This window comes from Pseudomonas farsensis, from assembly GCF_014268805.2.
GTDB classification, from domain to species: domain Bacteria; phylum Pseudomonadota; class Gammaproteobacteria; order Pseudomonadales; family Pseudomonadaceae; genus Aquipseudomonas; species Aquipseudomonas farsensis.
On the sequence record NZ_JABWRF020000001.1, the window covers coordinates 23729 to 43124 of the forward strand.

Annotated in this window: 18 protein-coding genes; 2 read left to right on the forward strand and 16 right to left on the reverse strand. The window is 63.1% G+C overall.

What is annotated here, in order from left to right; all coding sequences use genetic code 11:
* Positions 1–43: 43 nt before the first annotated feature.
* Positions 44–511 (forward strand): DUF721 domain-containing protein, encoded by a 468-nt coding sequence (locus HU719_RS00115; protein ID WP_186518713.1) that lies wholly within the window; start codon positions 44–46, stop codon positions 509–511.
* A gap of 94 nt (positions 512–605) precedes the next feature.
* Positions 606–1490: a hypothetical protein gene (locus HU719_RS00120; RefSeq protein WP_186535828.1), complete on the forward strand. Its 885-nt coding sequence runs from the start codon at positions 606–608 to the stop codon at positions 1488–1490.
* A 61-nt stretch (positions 1491–1551) separates the two neighbouring features.
* On the opposite strand, the gene lpxC is transcribed toward HU719_RS00120, so the two are convergent.
* The 16 genes from lpxC to mraZ all read right to left on the reverse strand — a co-directional run bounded on the left by lpxC (position 1552) and on the right by mraZ (position 19350).
* Complete coding sequence (lpxC, locus tag HU719_RS00125) at positions 1552–2463, reverse strand: UDP-3-O-acyl-N-acetylglucosamine deacetylase (protein WP_186518717.1); 912 nt, start codon at positions 2461–2463, stop codon at positions 1552–1554.
* A 112-nt stretch (positions 2464–2575) separates the two neighbouring features.
* Positions 2576–3772 carry a cell division protein FtsZ gene (gene ftsZ, locus HU719_RS00130; protein ID WP_186518720.1) on the reverse strand — a complete coding sequence of 399 codons (1197 nt, stop codon included), beginning with the start codon at positions 3770–3772 and terminating at the stop codon, positions 2576–2578.
* Positions 3773–3827: 55 nt separating this feature from the next.
* Positions 3828–5084 (reverse strand): cell division protein FtsA, encoded by a 1257-nt coding sequence (gene ftsA, locus HU719_RS00135; protein WP_186518722.1) that lies wholly within the window; start codon positions 5082–5084, stop codon positions 3828–3830.
* A gap of 14 nt (positions 5085–5098) precedes the next feature.
* Positions 5099–5968 carry a cell division protein FtsQ/DivIB gene (locus HU719_RS00140; protein WP_186518723.1) on the reverse strand — a complete coding sequence of 290 codons (870 nt, stop codon included), beginning with the start codon at positions 5966–5968 and terminating at the stop codon, positions 5099–5101.
* A gap of 6 nt (positions 5969–5974) precedes the next feature.
* On the reverse strand, positions 5975–6931 hold the full coding sequence (locus tag HU719_RS00145) for a D-alanine--D-alanine ligase (RefSeq protein ID WP_186535827.1): 957 nt from the start codon (positions 6929–6931) through the stop codon (positions 5975–5977).
* Complete coding sequence (murC, locus tag HU719_RS00150; RefSeq protein ID WP_186518727.1) at positions 6928–8376, reverse strand: UDP-N-acetylmuramate--L-alanine ligase; 1449 nt, start codon at positions 8374–8376, stop codon at positions 6928–6930. Before murC ends, HU719_RS00145 begins: the two co-directional genes overlap by 4 nt.
* Entirely contained in the window at positions 8369–9448 is a 1080-nt protein-coding gene (gene murG, locus HU719_RS00155; RefSeq protein WP_186518730.1) for an undecaprenyldiphospho-muramoylpentapeptide beta-N-acetylglucosaminyltransferase, read from the reverse strand. The genes murC and murG overlap by 8 nt, the downstream gene beginning before the upstream one ends.
* Entirely contained in the window at positions 9438–10652 is a 1215-nt protein-coding gene (gene ftsW, locus HU719_RS00160; protein ID WP_189659867.1) for a putative lipid II flippase FtsW, read from the reverse strand. Before ftsW ends, murG begins: the two co-directional genes overlap by 11 nt.
* The gene (gene murD, locus HU719_RS00165) at positions 10649–11995 is read right to left on the reverse strand and encodes a UDP-N-acetylmuramoyl-L-alanine--D-glutamate ligase (RefSeq protein WP_186518732.1); all 1347 of its coding nucleotides are present in this window, start codon (positions 11993–11995) and stop codon (positions 10649–10651) included. Before murD ends, ftsW begins: the two co-directional genes overlap by 4 nt.
* A 6-nt stretch (positions 11996–12001) precedes the next feature.
* On the reverse strand, positions 12002–13084 hold the full coding sequence (gene mraY, locus HU719_RS00170; protein ID WP_186518734.1) for a phospho-N-acetylmuramoyl-pentapeptide-transferase: 1083 nt from the start codon (positions 13082–13084) through the stop codon (positions 12002–12004).
* Positions 13084–14451, reverse strand: a complete 1368-nt coding sequence (locus tag HU719_RS00175; RefSeq protein ID WP_186518736.1) for a UDP-N-acetylmuramoyl-tripeptide--D-alanyl-D-alanine ligase — start codon at positions 14449–14451, stop codon at positions 13084–13086. Before HU719_RS00175 ends, mraY begins: the two co-directional genes overlap by 1 nt.
* Positions 14444–15931: a UDP-N-acetylmuramoyl-L-alanyl-D-glutamate--2,6-diaminopimelate ligase gene (gene murE, locus HU719_RS00180; RefSeq protein ID WP_186535826.1), complete on the reverse strand. Its 1488-nt coding sequence runs from the start codon at positions 15929–15931 to the stop codon at positions 14444–14446. The genes HU719_RS00175 and murE overlap by 8 nt, the downstream gene beginning before the upstream one ends.
* On the reverse strand, positions 15931–17661 hold the full coding sequence (locus HU719_RS00185) for a peptidoglycan D,D-transpeptidase FtsI family protein (RefSeq protein WP_186518817.1): 1731 nt from the start codon (positions 17659–17661) through the stop codon (positions 15931–15933). Before HU719_RS00185 ends, murE begins: the two co-directional genes overlap by 1 nt.
* Positions 17661–17954, reverse strand: a complete 294-nt coding sequence (gene ftsL / locus HU719_RS00190) for a cell division protein FtsL (RefSeq protein ID WP_186518740.1) — start codon at positions 17952–17954, stop codon at positions 17661–17663. Before ftsL ends, HU719_RS00185 begins: the two co-directional genes overlap by 1 nt.
* Positions 17951–18898 (reverse strand): 16S rRNA (cytosine(1402)-N(4))-methyltransferase RsmH, encoded by a 948-nt coding sequence (rsmH, locus tag HU719_RS00195; protein ID WP_437179633.1) that lies wholly within the window; start codon positions 18896–18898, stop codon positions 17951–17953. Before rsmH ends, ftsL begins: the two co-directional genes overlap by 4 nt.
* On the reverse strand, positions 18895–19350 hold the full coding sequence (mraZ, locus tag HU719_RS00200; RefSeq protein ID WP_186518742.1) for a division/cell wall cluster transcriptional repressor MraZ: 456 nt from the start codon (positions 19348–19350) through the stop codon (positions 18895–18897). Before mraZ ends, rsmH begins: the two co-directional genes overlap by 4 nt.
* Positions 19351–19396 lie beyond the last annotated feature (46 nt).

Consider the following 19396-nt stretch of genomic DNA (forward strand, 5'->3'; position numbering starts at 1 on the left):
CCCATCTGTTAGACTGCCGATCTTGTAACCAGCTGCGACCCCCATGGCCTACAAACCTCCCTCCGCCAGCCCTCCTGCCGCCCTGCTGCGCAAAGCGCGGCCGCTGCGCCTGATGCTCAACCAGGCTGAACGCCTGGAGCACTTGCAGCGCCTGCTGGAGAGCCAGCTGCAACCGGCTGCCCGCGAGCACTGCCATGTGGCCTCGTGGAAAGAAGGCACTCTGCTGCTGGTGGTGACCGACGGCCACTGGGCCACCCGGCTGCGCTACCAGCAGAAGCGCCTGCAGCGCCAGCTACTTGAGATGGACGCCTTCGCCAACCTCACGCGCATTCTGTTCAAGGTGCAGCCGCCGCTGGTGCCCGCCAAACGCGAAGGGCATGGGCCGGCGCTTTCGGAGCGTGCAGCGCAGGAGATTCGCGGCTCAGCGGAGGGGATCAGTGACCCGAAGCTGCGTGCGGCGCTTGAAAGGTTGGCTGCTCATGCCAACCTCAAGCCTGGGTCAACAGGCTGAAGCGTCACCCTCGCCTACCTGATAGTTTTGCCAGTTTTACCTCCCACTCCAAAATGCTCGAATGGGCTCGTACCCCCCTTACGGAGCGAGTTTCATGACCCAATATTGCGATTACACCTCATTCGAGTCTTCTACTGACCCATGGAATGACTGGGTCAAAGGCGCCAATGGCCAAGCACTCGCCCTGGGCGAAGAGAATGGAAACTATTATGCGTTCTTCCGCCCTATGGGTAACCTACAAGGAAAGATCCTGGAAAAAAAGCTCACCCAATTAGTTGCCAACGAGAAATACCGCGTATCCATCAGAGTCAGGCGCGTCAATGATCAAGCCAAATACCCGTCAATAACCTGGCGTATGGATGAAATCCCTTTGGGGAGCGCGACCCCCTTATACGACCGCGAATGGCACGTGATCAGAACGGACTTCGTAGCGAAAGACGGCCCACAAATGCTGGCCTTAATTGGTAGTGACAGCGTGGGTAGTGGAGAAAGCGCCGACTTTTGGTTCGATGACATCCGTATCTACCCCGCCAACATGCATGAAGACTTCGAAGACAGCCTCGGCGGCATCGTCAAACCCGGCGAGACGCTCGATCAAGGTGCACTAATCATATCGCTGCCCCCCACCTCAACCAACGACGTGGGCATTCAAACACACACACTTTCGGTTGACGGAAAACTCGAAGGTCAGGGCCTGGCCTTGAACCGCAACGTTGCGGCCAACCTGCCCGAGCAGGAAGTTACAATTGAACTCAAAGGGGAGTACTCCAATGTGGAGTTCAGCTGGACATGGATTAGCCAGCGAGGCGAGGTGAGGTTCTACGGCCCCGGCCAAAAGCTCCTCGGGCAATCCGAGGTACTGCCCATCAACGGCGCGCATCAAAATGTGTCGTTCAAAGCCGAACAGGGCGATTACGTCACTGGAATGGTGATCACCGCCCGTGACTTCAGCTACCTGGACTTTTTCCGTTTCAGCTGAAGCGCGCACATAATAAAAGGCCACCCGAAGGTGGCCTTGATCAACTAGAGAGTGTTCGAACTTACACAGCCGCAACAGGGCGCATGTAGGAGATCGGTGCCGTACTGGCATCTTCGAATGTAACCACTTCCCAGGCGTCGGTTTCTGCGATCAGCTTGCGCAGCAGCTGGTTGTTGAGCGAGTGGCCGGACTTGTAGCCCTTGAACTCGCCAATCAGGCTGTTGCCCAGCAGATAAAGATCGCCGATGGCGTCGAGAATCTTGTGCTTGACGAATTCGTCATCGGAACGAAGGCCGTCTTCGTTGAGCACACCGGTTTCGTCGACGACGATGGCGTTTTCAACACTGCCGCCCAGCGCAAGGTTGTGCTTGCGCAGGTACTCGATGTCACGCATGAAACCGAAGGTGCGGGCGCGGCTGACTTCCTTGACGAACGAGGTGCTGGAGAAGTCTACGACTGCACTTTGGGTCTGGCCCTTGAGGACCGGGTGATCGAAGTCGATCTCGAAGCTCACCTTGAACCCTTCGAAAGGCAGGAAAGTGGCGCGCTTGTCGCCCTCCTCCACTGTTACTTCACGCAGGATACGGATGAACTTCTTGGCAGCGTCCTGTTCTTCCAGGCCTGCCGATTGGATCAGGAATACAAAGGGACCGGCGCTGCCATCCATGATCGGCACTTCCGAGGCGGAGAGCTCGACGTAGGCGTTATCGATGCCCAGGCCCGCCATGGCGGAAAGCAGGTGCTCGACCGTATCAACCTTGACGTCACCGTTGACCAACGTGGTGGACATGGTGGTCTCGCCAACATTGGCCGCGCGCGCCGGAATTTCGACCACAGGGTCGAGGTCGGCGCGACGGAAGACGATGCCGGTGTCCACAGGCGCAGGCTTGAGGGTCAGGTAGACCTTCTCCCCAGAGTGCAGACCGACACCTGTGGCACGGATGGTATTCTTCAGGGTGCGTTGTTTAATCATGGCATTGGCCGCTTCAGCGCAAATTGCGAACAGGTATCAACAAAGGCTGGGGATAATAACAGACCCGACCTTTGCTGAATACCAATCACCCCTATACCCCTGATAAATTCCATTAATCGGCCTGACGACGCAGGAATGCCGGGATATCCAGGTAGTCCAGGTCATCCTGAGGGTTCAGCTTGGCCGCTGCGGCAGCACCGGCGTGGGCCTGGTTGCGCATTACAGTCGGGCGCTCGAGGTCACGGTAGTTGACTGCTGGCTGCTCCTGGCGAGCCGGGGCCGGGTTAGAGGCCTCGTACGCCTGCTGAGCGGTCTGCAGGGTGTTGTCGACGATCTTGACCGGCTTCTCGATGCGCGCACCCAGGCCCGTGGCCACAACGGTAACGTGCAGCTCGTCGCGCATGTCGGGGTCGATCACAGTGCCGACCTTGACCATCGCGTGGTCGGAGGCGAAGGCTTCGATGATGCTACCCACATCGGAGTACTCACCCAGCGACAGGTCAGGACCTGCGGTGATGTTCACCAGGATGCCGCGGGCGCCCTGCAGGTTGACGTCTTCGAGCAGCGGGTTGCGGATTGCCGCTTCGGTGGCTTCGCGAGCGCGGTTCGGGCCGCTGGCGCAACCAGTCCCCATCATCGCCATGCCCATTTCGCTCATCACGGTGCGCACGTCGGCAAAGTCGACGTTGATCATGCCTGGGCGCTTGATGATGTCGGAGATACCGCGCACGGCACCGGCCAGCACGTCGTCAGCCTTGGCGAAGGCGGACAGCAGGCTTGCATCCTTGCCCAGGATGGTCAGCAGCTTCTCGTTGGGGATGGTGATCAGCGAGTCGACGCTGTCCGCCAGCATACGGATGCCTTCATCGGCGATCTGCATGCGCTTGCGGCCTTCGAACGGGAACGGACGGGTCACCACCGCAACGGTGAGGATGCCCATTTCCTTGGCCACTTCGGCGATGATCGGCGCAGCACCGGTACCGGTACCGCCACCCATGCCGGTGGTGATGAAGACCATGTTGGTGCCTTGCAGCACTTCAGCGATGCGCTCACGGTCTTCCAGCGCGGCCTGACGACCGACTTCTGGATTCGCGCCTGCACCCAGGCCTTTGGTCACGCCGGTACCCAGCTGCAGAATGGTGCGAGCACCAATATTCTTCAGCGCCTGGGCATCGGTGTTGGCGCAGATGAACTCGACGCCTTCAATGTTGCTTTTGACCATGTGGTTAACGGCGTTGCCGCCACCACCGCCGACGCCGATCACCTTGATGACCGGGCTTTGCGGGACGTTGTCTACGAGCTCGAACATTTTCCCTCTCCTTACAGTTCTCTAGTTGTCGCGCCTACCACTACTGCTTTGAAACTTAGAAGTTGCCCTGAACCCAACGCTTGAGACGCTCAAGCACCGGGGCCTTCGGTTCATCGCCATAGCTGTTGCTGCTGCTGTTGCCGGTCAGGGGCAGGTCTTCGGACTGCTTGTGCAGGCCGTAGGTGAGCAAGCCCACGCCGGTGGAATAGATCGGGTTGCGCACCACGTCGCTCAGCCCCCGAACGCTGTGTGGTACGCCCAGGCGTACCGGCATGTGGAAGATTTCTTCGGCAAGCTCGACGGCGCCTTCCATCTTGGCGGTGCCGCCCGTCAGGACGATGCCGGCCGGGACCAGGTCTTCGTAGCCACTGCGACGCAGCTCGGCCTGGATCAAGGTGAACAGCTCGTCGTAACGCGGCTCTACCACTTCGGCCAGGGCCTGGCGGGACAGCTCGCGCGGTGGGCGGTCACCCACGCTTGGCACTTTGATGGTTTCACCGGCGCCGGCCAGTTTGGCCAGGGCGCAGGCGTAGCGAATCTTGATTTCCTCGGCGTACTGCGTGGGTGTGCGCAGGGCCATGGCGATGTCGTTGGTGACCTGGTCGCCGGCAATCGGGATGACCGCGGTGTGGCGGATGGCGCCTTCGGTGAAGATGGCGATATCGGTGGTACCACCACCGATGTCGACAATGCACACGCCCAGTTCTTTCTCGTCATCGGTCAATACCGAATAGGCCGAAGCCAGTTGCTCGAGAATGATGTCGTCGATTTCGAGGCCGCAGCGGCGCACGCATTTTTCGATGTTCTGCGCCGCATTGACCGCGCAGGTGACCACGTGCACCTTGGCCTCAAGGCGCACGCCCGACATGCCCAGTGGCTCACGCACGCCTTCCTGGTTGTCGATAACGTAGTCCTGCGGCAGGGTGTGCAGCACCCGCTGGTCAGCCGGGATGGCCACGGCCTGGGCGGCGTCAAGTACGCGCTCAAGGTCGGCCATGCTCACTTCACGGTCGCGGATGGCGACGATGCCGTGGGAGTTGAGGCTGCGGATGTGGTTGCCGGCCACGCCGACGAACGCCGAGTGGATGCGGCAGCCGGCCATCAGTTGGGCCTCTTCCACGGCGCGCTGGATCGACTGCACGGTGGACTCGATATTCACCACCACGCCCTTCTTCAGGCCGCGCGATGGGTGGGTACCGATACCAACGATCTCCAGGGTGCCGTCTTCGCCGACTTCGCCGACCAGTGCCACCACCTTGGAGGTGCCAATGTCGAGCCCGACGATCATTTTGCCGCTATGCGCGTTTGCCATGGTCCTGCCTCTCTCTAATTCTTCGCAACGGCGGGTTGGGCCGTCGTCGGTGCAATCGGTTCCCGCCAACCAACGGCCAGGCCATTGGAATAACGCAGATCGATGCGGGCGATATTGGTGATCTGGTCTTTAAGCGTCTTGTCGTAAATGGCAATGAAACGGCGCATCTTCTCCACCAGATGGTCGCGCCCCAGCAACAGCTCGATGCCCGGCCCGGCGCTGCCTGCGCCAGTGGTCAGGAACCAGCTGCCCCGCTCGCGCAGCTCAAGGCGCGCGATGGAAAAGCCCATGGGGCGCAGCATCTGGCTCAATACCTGATACTGCTGCATGACTTGCTGTTGCGCCCGCTGCGGCCCGAACAGCTGCGGCAGGTGCTCGTAGTTGGCCAGCTCACGCGGGGTGAAGGCCTGGCCCTGGTTGTTGAGCAAGGCTTCATCGCCCCAGCGCGCCACCGGCAACTGTTCTTCAAGGCGCACCACCACCTCGTCCGGCCACACCCGGCGTACTTCGGCGTGGGCGATCCAGGGCATCTGCTCAAGCTCCACACGCATGGCCGTCAGGTCCACGGTGAAGAAGCTCGCCGCCACGTAAGGGGCAATCCGCTGCTGCACCGCCTGCTGGCTGATGTAGCTGAGGTCGCCCTGCACGGCGATCTTGGTGATCGGGCGGTCGGCGTACGGCATCAGGCGCACAGCCCCTTCATAAGCGCCAAAGCCTGCCGCCACCAGCAGCACCGGCCACAGCAGGCGCTTGAGGCCACCCAGGCCAGGCCTTGGCAGGCGCGCCGATACCGGCTCATCGGCCGCCAGTCGGCTGGCACCACGCGGCACCGGCTTGCTACGGCCGGGTACGGGTTGCTGCTGACGTATCATCGCGCCTTGCATGGCTGGTTAACCTCGCGTCGCAACGCTGTCGGCCAGGATCGCCAGCACCAACTGCTGGAAGTCCAGGCCGGCCGCGCGGGCCGCCATCGGTACCAGGCTATGGTCAGTCATGCCTGGTGCGGTGTTGACTTCGAGCAGCCAGAACCGGCCCTGCTCGTCCTGCATCACGTCCAGCCGGCCCCAGCCTTCGATGCCAACGGCATCACAGGCTCGCGCGGTCAGGTCGATCAGTTCTTGTTCCTTGGCACTGTCCAGCCCACACGGGATGCGGTACTGGGTGTCATTGGCGATGTACTTGGCGTCGTAGTCGTAGAACGAATGCGGGGTGCCCAGCGCGATTGGCGGCAGTACCTGGCCGCGCAACACGGCAATGGTGAACTCCGGGCCGTGAATCCATTGCTCGACCAGCACTTGCGAATCGTAATTGGCGGCGTCTTTCCAGGCGGCGATCAGCTCTTGCTCGCTGTTCACCTTGGCCATGCCGATGCTTGAACCTTCATGGGCGGGTTTGACGATCAACGGGAAGCCCAGTTCCATGCTGGCCTGAACACAATCGTGCTCGCTGGCCAATACCGCGTGACGCGGGGTCGGAATACCCAGGCTCTGCCACACCTGCTTGGTGCGCAGCTTGTCCATGGCCAGGGCCGAGGCAAGGATGCCGCTGCCGGTATAGGGAATGCCAAGGCACTCCAGCAGGCCCTGCATGCTGCCGTCTTCGCCGCCGCGACCATGCAGAATGATGAACGCGCGGTCGATTTTCTCGCGTTGCAGGCGCTCGAGCAGGTCGTCGCCGACATCGATGGCAACCACGTCGACACCGGCGCTGGTCAGTGCCTCGATCACTGCAGCACCCGATTTCAGCGACACCTCACGCTCGGCGCTCTTGCCGCCGTACAGCACGCCGACGCGGCCAAAGGCCTTGACGTCGAGGACGGAGTGAAGTTTGTCGTAGGCCTGGGTCACAGCGGCTTCTCCTGCTTGGCGCCTGCAAACAGCGGGCTTTTCATCAGTTGCGGGGCAAGGCCGCCCACGTCACCGGCGCCCTGGCAAAGCAGGATGTCGCCGGCACGCAGCAGCGGTTGCACCAACGGCGCAAGTTCGGCGCCGCGTTCGATGTAGATCGGGTCGAGCTTGCCGCGCTGGCGGATGCTGTGGCACAGCTGACGGCTGTCGGCGCCCGGGATCGGCTCTTCGCCGGCCGGGTAGACCTCCATCAGCAGCAGCACGTTGGCATCGCCGAGCACCTGCACGAAATCGTCGTACAGGTCGCGGGTGCGGCTGTAGCGGTGCGGTTGGTAGACGATCACCAGGCGCCGGCTCGGCCAGCCGCCACGCACGGCCTTGATCACTGCAGCGACTTCGGTCGGGTGGTGGCCGTAGTCGTCCACCAGCATCACGCTGCCGCCTTCGACAGGCAGCTCGCCGTACACCTGGAAACGTCGACCCACACCCTGGAAGCCCGACAGGCCCTGCACGATCGCTTCGTCGCTGATGCCTTCGTCGGTGGCGATGGCGATGGTCGCCAGCGCATTGAGCACGTTGTGGTTGCCAGGCATGTTCACCGACACCTCAAGCGGCTCGCAGTCGCGGCGCAGTACCGTGAAGTAGGTCTGCATGCCCTGCTGGCGCACGTTGATGGCGCGAATGTCGGCCTCTTCGCTAAAGCCATAGGTGACCGTCGGACGCTTGACCTGCGGCAGGATCTCGCGCACCACCGGGTCGTCCAGGCACATGACCGCCAGGCCATAGAACGGCAGGTTGTGCAGAAACTCGACGAAGGTTTTCTTCAGCTTGTTGAAGTCGCCTTCGTAGGTTGCCATGTGGTCGGCGTCGATGTTGGTAACCACGGCGACCATCGGCTGCAGGTGCAGGAAGCTGGCGTCGCTTTCATCGGCTTCGGCAATCAGGTAGCGGCTGGTGCCCAGCTGGGCATTGGTGCCCGCAGCGGTCAGGCGGCCACCGATGACGAAGGTCGGGTCCAGTCCACCTGCGGCAAACACCGAGGCCAGCAGGCTGGTGGTGGTGGTCTTGCCGTGGGTACCGGCAACCGCCACACCATGGCGATAGCGCATCAGTTCGGCGAGCATCTCGGCACGCGGCACCACTGGGATGCGGCGTTCAAGCGCAGTGGCGACTTCCGGGTTGGCCGGGTTGATCGCGCTCGACACCACCAGCACATCGGCGCTGGCCGCGTTCTCGGCGCGGTGGCCGACGAAGATTTCGGCGCCAAACGACTCCAGGCGCTCGGTAACCGGCGAGGCCTTGAGGTCGGAACCTGACACTTCATAGCCCAGGTTCAGCAGCACTTCGGCGATACCGCACATGCCCACGCCGCCGATACCGACGAAGTGGATGCGGCGGATACGGCCCATCTTGGGTTGCGGCATGGCTTTCTGGCTCTCAACCATGGGCCACCTCCAGGCAGATATCGACCACGGTGCTGGTTGCAGCAGGTTTGGCCAGGCGGCGGGCAGTGCCAGCCATGGCGTTGAGTTTCTCGGGTTGCATCAGCACCTCGTTCAGGCGTTCAGCGAGTTGCGCTGCGCCAGTTGTCGCTTGTGGCATCAGGAAGGCAGCGCCCTCGTGAGCCAGGTATTGGGCGTTGTGGGTCTGGTGGTCGTCGATGGCGTGGGGCAACGGCACCAGCATCGACGGCAAGCCAGCGGCGGCCAGTTCACTGACAGTCAGCGCACCGGCGCGGCAGACCACCAGGTCTGCCCAGCCATAGGCGTGCGCCATGTCCTTGATGAACGGCTCGACCTGCGCCTCGACACCGGCTTGCTGATAACGCTCGGCGGTAGCCGGTGCGTGATGCTTGCCAGCCTGGTGAAACACCTCGGGGCGCAGCGCTGCCGGCACTTCAGACAGGGCCTTAGGCAACAATTTGTTCAATGGTTCCGCGCCCAGGCTGCCACCCATCACCAGCAGGCGTGCACGGCGCTCGGCCAGCGGCGCGCGCTGGGCGTCCATGAACAGCTCCGGGCGGACCGGGTTGCCGGTGGTGCGCAGTTTTTCGCTGGCGGCAAACGTGGCCGGGAAGGCTTCACATACCCGGGCAGCGAACGGCAGCAGCAGGCGGTTGGTGGTGCCGGCGCGGGCGTTCTGCTCGTGGATCACCAACGGCACGCCGCACAGCCGCGCAGCCAGGCCGCCGGGGCCGGTGACGTAGCCACCAAAGCCGACCACACAGACCGGCTTGAGCTCGCGCACGATACGCCGGGCTTGCAGCACGGCCTTGACCAGCGTGAACGGCGCCTTGAGCAGCGAGAGCTTGCCCTTGCCGCGCAGGCCGGTGACCTGGATCAGGTGCAGCGCCAGCCCCGCCTGGGGCACCAGTTCGTTTTCGATGCCGCGTGGGGTGCCAAGCCAGTGCACGGTGTAGCCGCGCGCCTGGAACTCACGGGCGCAGGCCAGGGCCGGGAACACGTGGCCACCGGTACCGCCCGCCATGATCAGTACGTTCTTGCCATCAGCGGCCATGATTGGTCTCCTCGGCAAAATCGCTCTCCTTGAATTCGTGTTCTTCGCTGCCAAGGTGCGTGCGGCTTTCCCACTCGATACGCAGCAACAACCCCACGCAGGCGCAGCAAATGACCAGCGAACTGCCCCCGTAGCTGAGGAACGGCAGGGTCAGGCCCTTGGTTGGCAGCAGGCCGACGTTCACGCCGATGTTGATCAGGAACTGGCCGATCCACAGGAACGCCAGGCCAAAGGCCATGTAGGCGGCAAAGAACTGTTTGGCTTTCTCGGCCCACAAGCCGATGTACAGCGCACGAATGGTGACGAACACGAACAGGCCGATGGTCAGCAGCGAGCCGACCACCCCGAGCTCTTCGGCCAGCACCGAGAACACGAAGTCGGTGTGTGCCTCGGGCAGGTAGAACTGTTTCTGCACGCTGTTGCCTAGGCCCACGCCCAGCCACTCGCCGCGGCCGAAGGCAATCAGCGCCTGGGTCAACTGGTAGCCCGAGCCAAACTGATCCGACCAGGGGTCGGTGAAGGTGATCAGACGCGCCATCCGGTAAGGCTGTGCCTGTACCAGCACCACCACCGAGACCACCGCCAGCACCACCATCAGCGAGAAGCGGAACAACCCGACGCCCCCCAGGAACAGCATGGCAGCCGCCGCCCCCATCATGACCACGGTGGCGCCGAAGTCAGGCTCCATCAGCAGCAGGCCAGCCATCGGCAACAGCACGATGAACGGCTTGAAGAAGCCCATCCAGCTCTCGCGCACCTCGGTCTGACGGCGCACCAGGTAGCCGGCCAGATAGATCACCACGAACACCTTGGCGATTTCCGAAGGCTGCACGTTGAAGAAGCTAAAGCCGATCCAGCGCATCGAACCGTTCACTTCGCGGCCGATGCCGGGGATCAACACCATCACCAGCAGGCCGAAAGCGCCGATCAGCATCAGGTAGCCCATACGCTGCCAGGTGGCGATCGGCACGAACATGGTCATTACCCCGGCGCCAAGGCCGAGCACCACGTACACCAGGTGGCGGAACATGTGATACAGCGGGTTGCCGGACTGCACCGCAGCCACTTCCGAGGACGCCGAGGTGATCATCACCAGGCCCAGGCCGAGCAGCGCCAGGCAACCGGCCAGCAGCGGGAAGTCGAGGTCTACACCACGGCCGCTGATCAGCGGCGACGGGTAAGGCTTGAAGATGCCGAAAATCATGCCAGCCCCTCCGCAGCCTGGGCGAACAGGCGCCCGCGTTCTTCGAAGTTCTTGAACATGTCGAGGCTGGCGCAGGCCGGCGACAGCAACACGGCATCGCCCGGCTGGGCCAGCTCTGCGCAGCGCTGCACGGCCTCGGCCAGGGTCTGTACGCGTACCAGAGGCACGGCGCCATCGAGGGTTTCGGCCAGACGTTCGGCATCGCGCCCCAACAGCACCACAGCACGGCAGTGCTTACGCACAGGCTCACGCAGGGCAGCGAAGTCGGCACCTTTGCCATCACCACCGGCGATCAGCACCAACTGACCCGGGATATCAGCGCCCAGGCCTTCGATGGCAGCCAGGGCCGCACCCACGTTGGTGGCTTTGGAATCGTCATACCAGCCCGCGCCGTTATGCTCGCGAACCCACTGGCAACGGTGGGCCAGGCCCTTGAACTCGCGCAGGGCTTCAAGCATGGGCTCGAAAGCAAGGCCGGCAGCATGGCCCAGCGCTAGCGCCGCCAGGGCATTGCTCTGGTTGTGGGCGCCACGAATTTTCAGCTCACGCACCGGCATCAGCGCCTGGAATTCAAAGGCCAGGTATTTCTCCCCGTCGACTTCACGCAGGCCGAAGGCCTTGAAGTCAGGGGCGTTGAGGCCAAAGGTGAAGCACGGAATGCCTTCGACCGGCAGCGGCCGGCTCAGAGCGTCCTGGCGATTGACCACCACCTGCCGGGCACCCCGGAAAATCCGGTGCTTGGCCAGGTGATAAGCCGGCAGACCGCTGTAGCGGTCCATGTGGTCTTCGCTGATATTCAGTACGGTGGCCACTTCGGCGTTGAGCTGGTCGGTGGTTTCGAGCTGGAAGCTGGAAAGCTCGAGCACATACAGTTCGACGCTGTCATCGAGCAGGTCCAGCGCCGGCGTGCCGATATTGCCGCCCACGGCCACGCGCTTGCCGGCCTTGGCCGCCATGTCGCCGACCAGGGTGGTGACGGTGCTCTTGGCATTGGAGCCGCTGATGGCAACGATGGGCGCCTTGGCGTAACGGGCAAACAGGTCGATATCGCCGGACAGCTTGACGCCGCGCGCGGCAGCCTGCTGCAGAGCCGGGGTGGCCACCGCCAGGCCCGGGCTCACATACAGTTCATTGGCGCGGCAGAGGAACTCGACGTCCAGCTCACCACAGCGCACTTCCACCTGCGGGTAATCACGGCGCAGGGTATCCAGTTCCGGCGGCTGCTCGCGGGTGTCGGCGACGGCAAAGGCAATGCCCCGGCTCGCCAGGAAGCGAACCAGGGACATGCCGCTCTTGCCGAGGCCGACAACGATGCGGAATTGGTCGGAAGCGATCAGTGACACGCTCGTCTACCTCAGTTTCAGGGTGGCAAGGCCGATCAGCACCAGAATCACGGTGATGATCCAGAAGCGGACGATCACACGTGGCTCAGGCCAGCCCTTGAGTTCGAAATGGTGGTGAATCGGTGCCATGCGGAAAACCCGCTTGCCGGTGAGCTTGAACGAAGCCACCTGGATGACCACCGACAGGGTTTCCATCACGAACACCCCGCCCATGATGAACAGCACGATTTCCTGGCGCACGATGACCGCGATGGTGCCGAGCGCAGCGCCCAGCGCCAGGGCACCGACGTCGCCCATGAACACTTGCGCGGGGTAGGTGTTGAACCACAGGAAGCCAAGCCCGGCGCCAATCAGTGCGCCGCAGAACACGATCAGCTCGCCCGAGCCCGGCACGTACGGGATCAGCAGGTATTCGGCGAACTTCACGTTACCCGACAGGTAGCAGAAGATGCCCAGCGCGCCGCCGACCATCACCGTTGGCATGATCGCCAGGCCGTCGAGGCCGTCGGTCAGGTTGACCGCGTTGCTGGAGCCGACGATGACGAAGTAGGTCAGCACCACGAAGCCTGCACCCAACGGGATGGTCAGGTCTTTGAGCATCGGCACGATCAGCGTGGTTTCGACGCTGGTCGGGGCGGTCTTGTAGAGGAAGATCGCCGCCCCCAGGCCAAACACCGACTGCCAGAAATACTTCCAGCGGCTCGGCAGGCCACGGGAGTTCTTCTCGATGACCTTGCGGTAGTCGTCTACCCAGCCGATGGCGCCGAACAGCAGGGTGACGATCAGGACCGTCCACACATAGCGGTTGGACAGGTCGGCCCACAGCAGGGTGCTGATGGCGATGGCCGAAAGAATCAGTGCGCCGCCCATGGTCGGGGTGCCCGACTTGGACAGGTGCGATTGCGGGCCGTCGTTACGCACGGCCTGACCGATCTGGCGGATCTGCAGGGTACGGATCATCCAGGGGCCAAGCCACAGCGACAGCGAGAGTGCGGTAAGCACCCCCAGGATGCCGCGCAGCGACAGGTACTGGAAGACCGCAAAGCCCTTGTGGAACTGTTGCAGATACTCAGCCAACAGCAGCAGCATTAATGTTTCTCCCCGCTGGAACCGCACAAAGCCGCCACGACGTTTTCCATCGCAGCGCTGCGCGAACCCTTGATCAAGATAGTGGTATCGCTGGCAGTTTCGGCGCAAACAGCGTCGATCAGCTCAGCCTGAGTAGTGAAGTGGCGGCCATTGGCACCGAATGCGCTCACCGCGTGGGCCATGTTGGTACCCACCGCGTACAGCACATCGACCTTGCCACGGGCGTAATCGCCAACCTGGCGATGGCCTTCCTCGGCCCATTGCCCCAGCTCGCCGATGTCCCCGAGCACCAGAACGGTGCGCCCGGAAAAGCCGGCGAGTATATCAATAGCCGCGCACATGGACGTGGGATTTGCGTTGTAGCTGTCATCGATCACCCGCACACCGCTCGGGGCGATCTGTGCCACCGTACGGCCCTTGACCGGCTGCACCGCGCCCAGCCCTGCCGCGATACCAGCCAGGCTCAGACCAACGGCATGGGCAGCGGCAGCGGCGGCCAACGCATTGCTGACGTTATGGGTGCCGAGCAGGTTCAACTGCACCGGCACACTGCCACTTGGGCTGTGCAGGGTAAACGACGGGCAACCACGGGCGTCACGGCCAATGTCGGTGGCGTGGAAGTCGGCCTGCGGGTTGTCCAGCGCAAAGCTGACAATGCGGTGGCTGCCCGCACGCGTGCGCCAGACCTCGAAGGCCTTGTCGGCCAGGTTCAAGATGGCCGTGCCGCCCTCGCCCAGGCCTTCAAGGATTTCGCCCTTGGCCTCGACGATTTTTTCCGGGCCGCCGAACTCGCCAACATGGGCGGTACCGGCGTTGTTGATGATCACTACCTGCGGCAGGGTGAGGCCGACGGTGTAGCGAATCTCGCCAATGCGCGAGGCACCCAGTTCGATCACGGCAGCGCTGTGCTCGGGGGCGATTTCGAGCAGCGTCAGCGGTGCGCCCAAGTCGTTGTTGAGGTTGCCACGGGTGGCATGTACCGGGCCACGGGTGCGCAGGATGCAGGCGAGCATCTCCTTGACCGTGGTCTTGCCGCTGGAGCCGGTGATGGCGACCACTGGCTTGTCGAAGCCTGCGCGGTTGAGTGCACCGAGTTGCCCCAGGGCGATACGGCAGTCAGCAACCAGCAACTGCGGCAAGTCGACGCCTTCGACTTCGCGCTCGACCAACGCTGCAACAGCGCCCTTGGCCTGCACATCAGCCAGGTAGTCATGGCCATCGAAACGCGGGCCAGCCAGGGCAACGAACAGCTGCCCGGCGGCCACGCTGCGGCTGTCGATACTGACGCCGGTAAAGCGCGCATCGCGGCCTACCAGGCGGGCACCCAGTGCTGTGGTCAGCTCGCTGAGCGTCAGGGGCTTAAGCATGGGGTGCGCTCCAGGCAGCAAGGGCTTTTTCGGCCTCGACCAGATCGGAGAAGTCATGGCGCTGGCCATTGATCTCCTGGTAATCCTCATGCCCTTTGCCAGCCAGGACGATCACATCGTCGGCACTGGCGCTGGCAATCAGTTGCGCGATGGCATCGCCACGGCCGGCAACGAAGGCAACCGCAGCAGGCTGGCGCAAGCCTGGGCGGATATCGTCGAAAATGCGCTGCGGGTCTTCGCTACGCGGGTTGTCATCGGTGACCATTACGCGATCAGCAAGGCGCTCGGCCACTTCGGCCATCAAGGGACGCTTGCCGCTGTCGCGGTCGCCACCACAGCCGAACAGGCACAGTAACTTGCCGTGGGCGTGCGGGCGCAGGGCTTCGAGCACCTTTTCCAGTGCGTCGGGGGTGTGGGCGTAATCGACCACCACCAACGGCTTGTCGCCACCGCCCAGGCGCTGCATACGGCCAACCGGGCCCTGCAGCTGCGGGGTGACTTTGAGAATTTCGTCCAGCGAATAGTCCAGCGCCATCAGGGTGGCGACGGCGGCCAGCATATTGCTCAGGTTGAAGCGGCCGAGCAGCTGGCTGCGCAGGGCACGCTCACCTTGCGCAGTCACCAGGGTGGCGCACACGCCATCGTCGCTGAACTGCGCCTCACGGCAGAACAACGACGCGTCCGGGTTCTCCAGGCTGTAGCTGAGCAGGCGCGTCTCGATATGGTCGCCAATCGGGCGATGAGCAAAAACACTGGCCAGGCGGCGACCGAACGCGTCATCCAGGTTGACCACCTGGCACTTCAGGCTCGGCCAGGCGAAGAGGCGGGCCTTGGCGGCCTCATAGGCCTCCATGCTGCCGTGGTAATCGAGGTGATCGCGCGACAGGTTGGTCATCACCGCGATGTCGAATTCCAGCGCAGCCACACGGCCCTGTTCCAGCGCGTGTGACGATACTTCCATGGCTACGGCCTTGGCGCCGGCCTTTTTCAGATCGTTGAGCGTGGCCTGTACGGCAATCGGGTCGGGGGTGGTCAAGCGGCCACTTTGCAGCTCGCCATAAAAACCGGTGCCCAAGGTGCCGATCAAGCCGCAGCGCTGGCCGAGCACATCGAGCGCCTGGGCCACCAGCTGGGTGACGCTGGTCTTGCCGTTGGTGCCGGTTACGCCTACCAGGTTCAACTGCCGGCTGGGCTCGCCATAGAAGCGCCCGGCGATCTGCGACAGCTGGCCGATCAGGCCCTTGACCGGAATCAGTGGCACATCGGTGAGCGGCAGCACATGGGCGCCCTGCTCTTCATAGGCGACGGCAGCAGCACCACGGGACAGCGCGTCGGCAATATGCTCGCGGCCATCGACCTTGGCGCCGGGCACGGCCAGGAACAGGTCGCCCTGACGCACCTGGCGACTATCCAGCGTAAGTTCGCGGATCAGCGGGTCGCGGCTGGCATGGGCAAACAGCTTGCTCAGTGGCATCGTCATTATCCACGCCCTCCGTTGGCGGGTAGTGTGGTGGCTTGCTCGGTCGACGGCGGCGGCAGGTTGTCAGGCGGCACGTTCATCAGACGCAGGGTGCCCGACATGACCTTGCTGAACACCGGGGCCGAAACCAGGCCGCCGAAGTAGCCACCCTTGCCCGGCTCGTCGATGACCACGACGATGGCGTAGCGCGGGTCGCTCATCGGGCCGAAGCCTGCAAACAGCGAGCGGTAGGCGTTTTCGGTGTAACCCTTGGAACCGACGGTGGCTTTACGCGCGGTACCGGACTTACCGGCCACGTGATAGAACGGCACCTGCGCACGGAACACCCCGCGCGGCGCTTCGATCACCTGTTGCAGCATGCCCTGCACGGTCTCGGCGGTTTCCTTGGGGATGGCCTGGGTGGCTTCCGGCGCCTTGTCGACCTTGAGGATCGACAGCGGCACCATCTTGCCGTCGTTGGCCAGCGCGGCGTAGGCGTGTACCAGTTGCAAGGCGGTTACCGACACGCCATAGCCATACGAAAGTGTCGCGGTCTCGGCTTTGCGCCACTCGCGGTGGTTGGGCAGGTTGCCAACGCGCTCGCCCGGGAAGCCCAGGCCGGTGTACTGACCAAGGCCCACCTGAGCCATGACCCGGTAGATGGCTTCGCCGCCGATATCGAAGGCGATCTTGCTCATGCCGACGTTACTGGAGTTGATCAGGATGCCGGTCAGGTCGAGGATCGGGCCCTCGCTCTTGGACACGTCCTTGATGGTGTAGCGGCCGATCTGCAGGCTGCCCGGATACACCTCGACCTTGTCGGTCGGTTTCCAGCGGCCGCTCTCAAGGGCGGCGCTCATGGAGATCGGCTTGACCGTCGAGCCTGGCTCGAACACGTCGATGATCGCCCGGTTGCGCATGGCCGCCGGGAACATGCTGCGGCGGTTGTTCGGGTTGTAGGTGGGCTGGTTGACCATGGCCAGCACTTCGCCGGTCTTGACGTCCATGATCACCAGGCTACCGGCCTTGGCGTCCTGCTCGGCAATGGCGTTGCGCAGCTCGCGGGTGGCCAGGTATTGCAGGCGCAGGTCTATCGACAACGCCAAGGTCTTTCCGGCCTTGGCGTTTTTGGTTACCTGGATGTCCTTGATCAGCCTGCCGCGCCGGTCCTTGATGACCTGCCGCTTGCCGGGCACACCGGCCAGCCACTCGTCGTAGGCCAGTTCAACCCCTTCGCGACCATGGTCGTCCAGGTCGGTAAAGCCGACCATATGGGCCGTGACATCGCCGGCGGGGTAGAAACGGCGGAATTCTTCCAGGCCGTACACGCCAGGCACTTTCAAGTCGAGCACGTGCTGGCCCTGCTCAGGAGTCAGGCCACGAACCAGATAGATAAACTCTTTGCCAGCCTGCTGGGTAAGACGCTCGGTCAGTTGCTGGGCGTTTTGCCCCAACGCTGCGGCCAACTGCGGCCAGCGTTCCTTGGAGGCCTGCATTTCCTTGGGGTTGGCCCACAAGGTAGTCACCGGGGTACTGACCGCCAGCGGCTCGCCGTTACGGTCAGTGATCAGCCCGCGGTGCGCAGGAATCGGGATGTGGCGCAGGCTGCGGGCATCGCCTTGGCCTTTGAGGAAGTCGCGGTCGACCACCTGCAGGTCGATGATGCGCCAGCAGATGGCGCCGACCATGATTGCCAACAAGCCGACCACCACCCGGAAGCGCCAGGGGTAGAGTGCGCCTTCAAGCTTCATCATGGCGCCACCATCCGCACTTCGTCAGCGGCCGGTACGCGCATGCGCAGTTGCTCGGAGGCCAGGCTTTCGATGCGGCTGGAGGCGGTCCAGGTACTTTGCTCGAGAATCAGTCGGCCCCACTCGGCCTGGGCCTTGTCGCGCTCGTTGAGTTCGCCGTACAGAGTGTTGAGCAGTTGGCGGTTCCAGTGGGCACTATAAGACACCGCAATGGCCGACCCGAGGACGCCAACGAACAGCAGAAGCATCAGGAAGCTTCCGCCTGGTAGAGGTTTGGCAAAAAGCCGGCTCACCGAAGCTTCTCCGCCACACGCATGACGGCGCTGCGCGCCCGCGGGTTGGCTTTAAGCTCGGCATCCGAGGCGAACTGCGCCTTGCCGATCAGTTTGATTTTTGGCTCGAACACCTTGTGCTGCACCGGCAGGTTGCGCGGCAGGTTGTCCGCCTCGCCCTTGACCAGCTTGCGCATGAACAGCTTGACGATGCGGTCTTCGAGCGAATGGAAGCTGATCACCGCCAGGCGACCGCCCACTTCGAGCGAATCCAGCGCAGCCTCAAGGCCGGCCTCAAGGTCGCCCAGCTCGTTGTTGACGTGAATACGCAGACCCTGGAACGCACGGGTAGCCGGGTTCTTGCCCTTTTCCCAGGCAGGGTTGGCAACCTTGAGCACTTCGGCAAGGTCGGCGGTGCGAGTGAACGGCTGCTTTTCGCGGCGCTCCACGACAGCGCGGGCCATGCGGCCAGAAAAGCGCTCTTCGCCGTATTGCTTGAACACACGGGCGATTTCTTCGGCCGGGGCGGTGGCGATGAACTCGGCAGCGCTGATGCCCTGGTCGGGGTTCATGCGCATGTCCAGCGGGCCGTCATTTAGGAAACTGAAGCCGCGCTCCGGGTCGTCCAGCTGCGGGGAGGACACACCCAGGTCGAGCAGCACGCCACTGACCTTGCCGTGCAGCCCCCGCTGGCGCACCTCGTCACCGAGCTCGGCAAAGCTGCGCTGCACAATGACAAAGCGGCCGTCTTCGGCCGCCAGCGCTTGCCCTGTGGCAATCGCCTGTGGGTCCTTGTCGAACCCAAGCAAGCGCCCTTGCGGCCCCAGCTTGCTGAGAATCAGCCGACTGTGGCCGCCCCGGCCGAAGGTGCCGTCCAGATAGCAACCGTCGGCGCGCAGGGCCAATGCCTCGACGGCTTCGTCGAGCAGGACGGTGATGTGGTTGAAGCCGCTATCTATGGTCACAGGATCAGGTCACGCAAATCGTCGGGCATGGCGCCCGGTTGTTGGATAGCTGCAAGATCAGCTGCCGAAACCGCGTTCCAGGCATCCTCATCCCACAACTGAAATTTGTTCAGTTGCCCCACCAGCATCGCCTTCTTGTCGAGCTTGGCGTACTCACGCAGGCGGGGCGGCACCAGGAAACGACCACTGCCGTCGAGCTCCAGGTCCACCGCGTTGCCAATCAGCAAACGCTGCAGGCGACGGTTTTCCTCACGCAACGACGGCAAGGCGCGCAACTTGGCTTCAATCTGTTCCCACTCGTCGAGCGGGTAGACACACAAGCAGGGATCGACAGCGTCAATGGTCACGATCAGCTGGCTGTTGCAACGCGAATCGAGCTCGTCACGATACCGGCTCGGCATGGCGAGACGGCCTTTTGCATCGAGGCTGACGGCGTTGGCTCCGCGAAACACGGCTGCGATTCCCCACAATATTAGCTTTTTTGTGCCAGAAAACCCA

What these genes read in the sequence shown, in the direction of transcription:
- HU719_RS00115 (WP_186518713.1), top strand. Translation starts at nt 44, where the DNA reads ATGGCCTACAAACCTCCCTCCGCCAGCCCTCCTGCCGCCCTGCTGCGC.
- HU719_RS00120 (WP_186535828.1), top strand. Translation starts at nt 606, where the DNA reads ATGACCCAATATTGCGATTACACCTCATTCGAGTCTTCTACTGACCCA.
- lpxC (WP_186518717.1), bottom strand. Translation starts at nt 2,463, where the DNA reads ATGATTAAACAACGCACCCTGAAGAATACCATCCGTGCCACAGGTGTC.
- ftsZ (WP_186518720.1), bottom strand. Translation starts at nt 3,772, where the DNA reads ATGTTCGAGCTCGTAGACAACGTCCCGCAAAGCCCGGTCATCAAGGTG.
- ftsA (WP_186518722.1), bottom strand. Translation starts at nt 5,084, where the DNA reads ATGGCAAACGCGCATAGCGGCAAAATGATCGTCGGGCTCGACATTGGC.
- HU719_RS00140 (WP_186518723.1), bottom strand. Translation starts at nt 5,968, where the DNA reads ATGCAAGGCGCGATGATACGTCAGCAGCAACCCGTACCCGGCCGTAGC.
- murC (WP_186518727.1), bottom strand. Translation starts at nt 8,376, where the DNA reads ATGGTTGAGAGCCAGAAAGCCATGCCGCAACCCAAGATGGGCCGTATC.
- murG (WP_186518730.1), bottom strand. Translation starts at nt 9,448, where the DNA reads ATGGCCGCTGATGGCAAGAACGTACTGATCATGGCGGGCGGTACCGGT.
- ftsW (WP_189659867.1), bottom strand. Translation starts at nt 10,652, where the DNA reads ATGATTTTCGGCATCTTCAAGCCTTACCCGTCGCCGCTGATCAGCGGC.
- mraY (WP_186518734.1), bottom strand. Translation starts at nt 13,084, where the DNA reads ATGCTGCTGCTGTTGGCTGAGTATCTGCAACAGTTCCACAAGGGCTTT.
- HU719_RS00175 (WP_186518736.1), bottom strand. Translation starts at nt 14,451, where the DNA reads ATGCTTAAGCCCCTGACGCTCAGCGAGCTGACCACAGCACTGGGTGCC.
- murE (WP_186535826.1), bottom strand. Translation starts at nt 15,931, where the DNA reads ATGACGATGCCACTGAGCAAGCTGTTTGCCCATGCCAGCCGCGACCCG.
- HU719_RS00185 (WP_186518817.1), bottom strand. Translation starts at nt 17,661, where the DNA reads ATGAAGCTTGAAGGCGCACTCTACCCCTGGCGCTTCCGGGTGGTGGTC.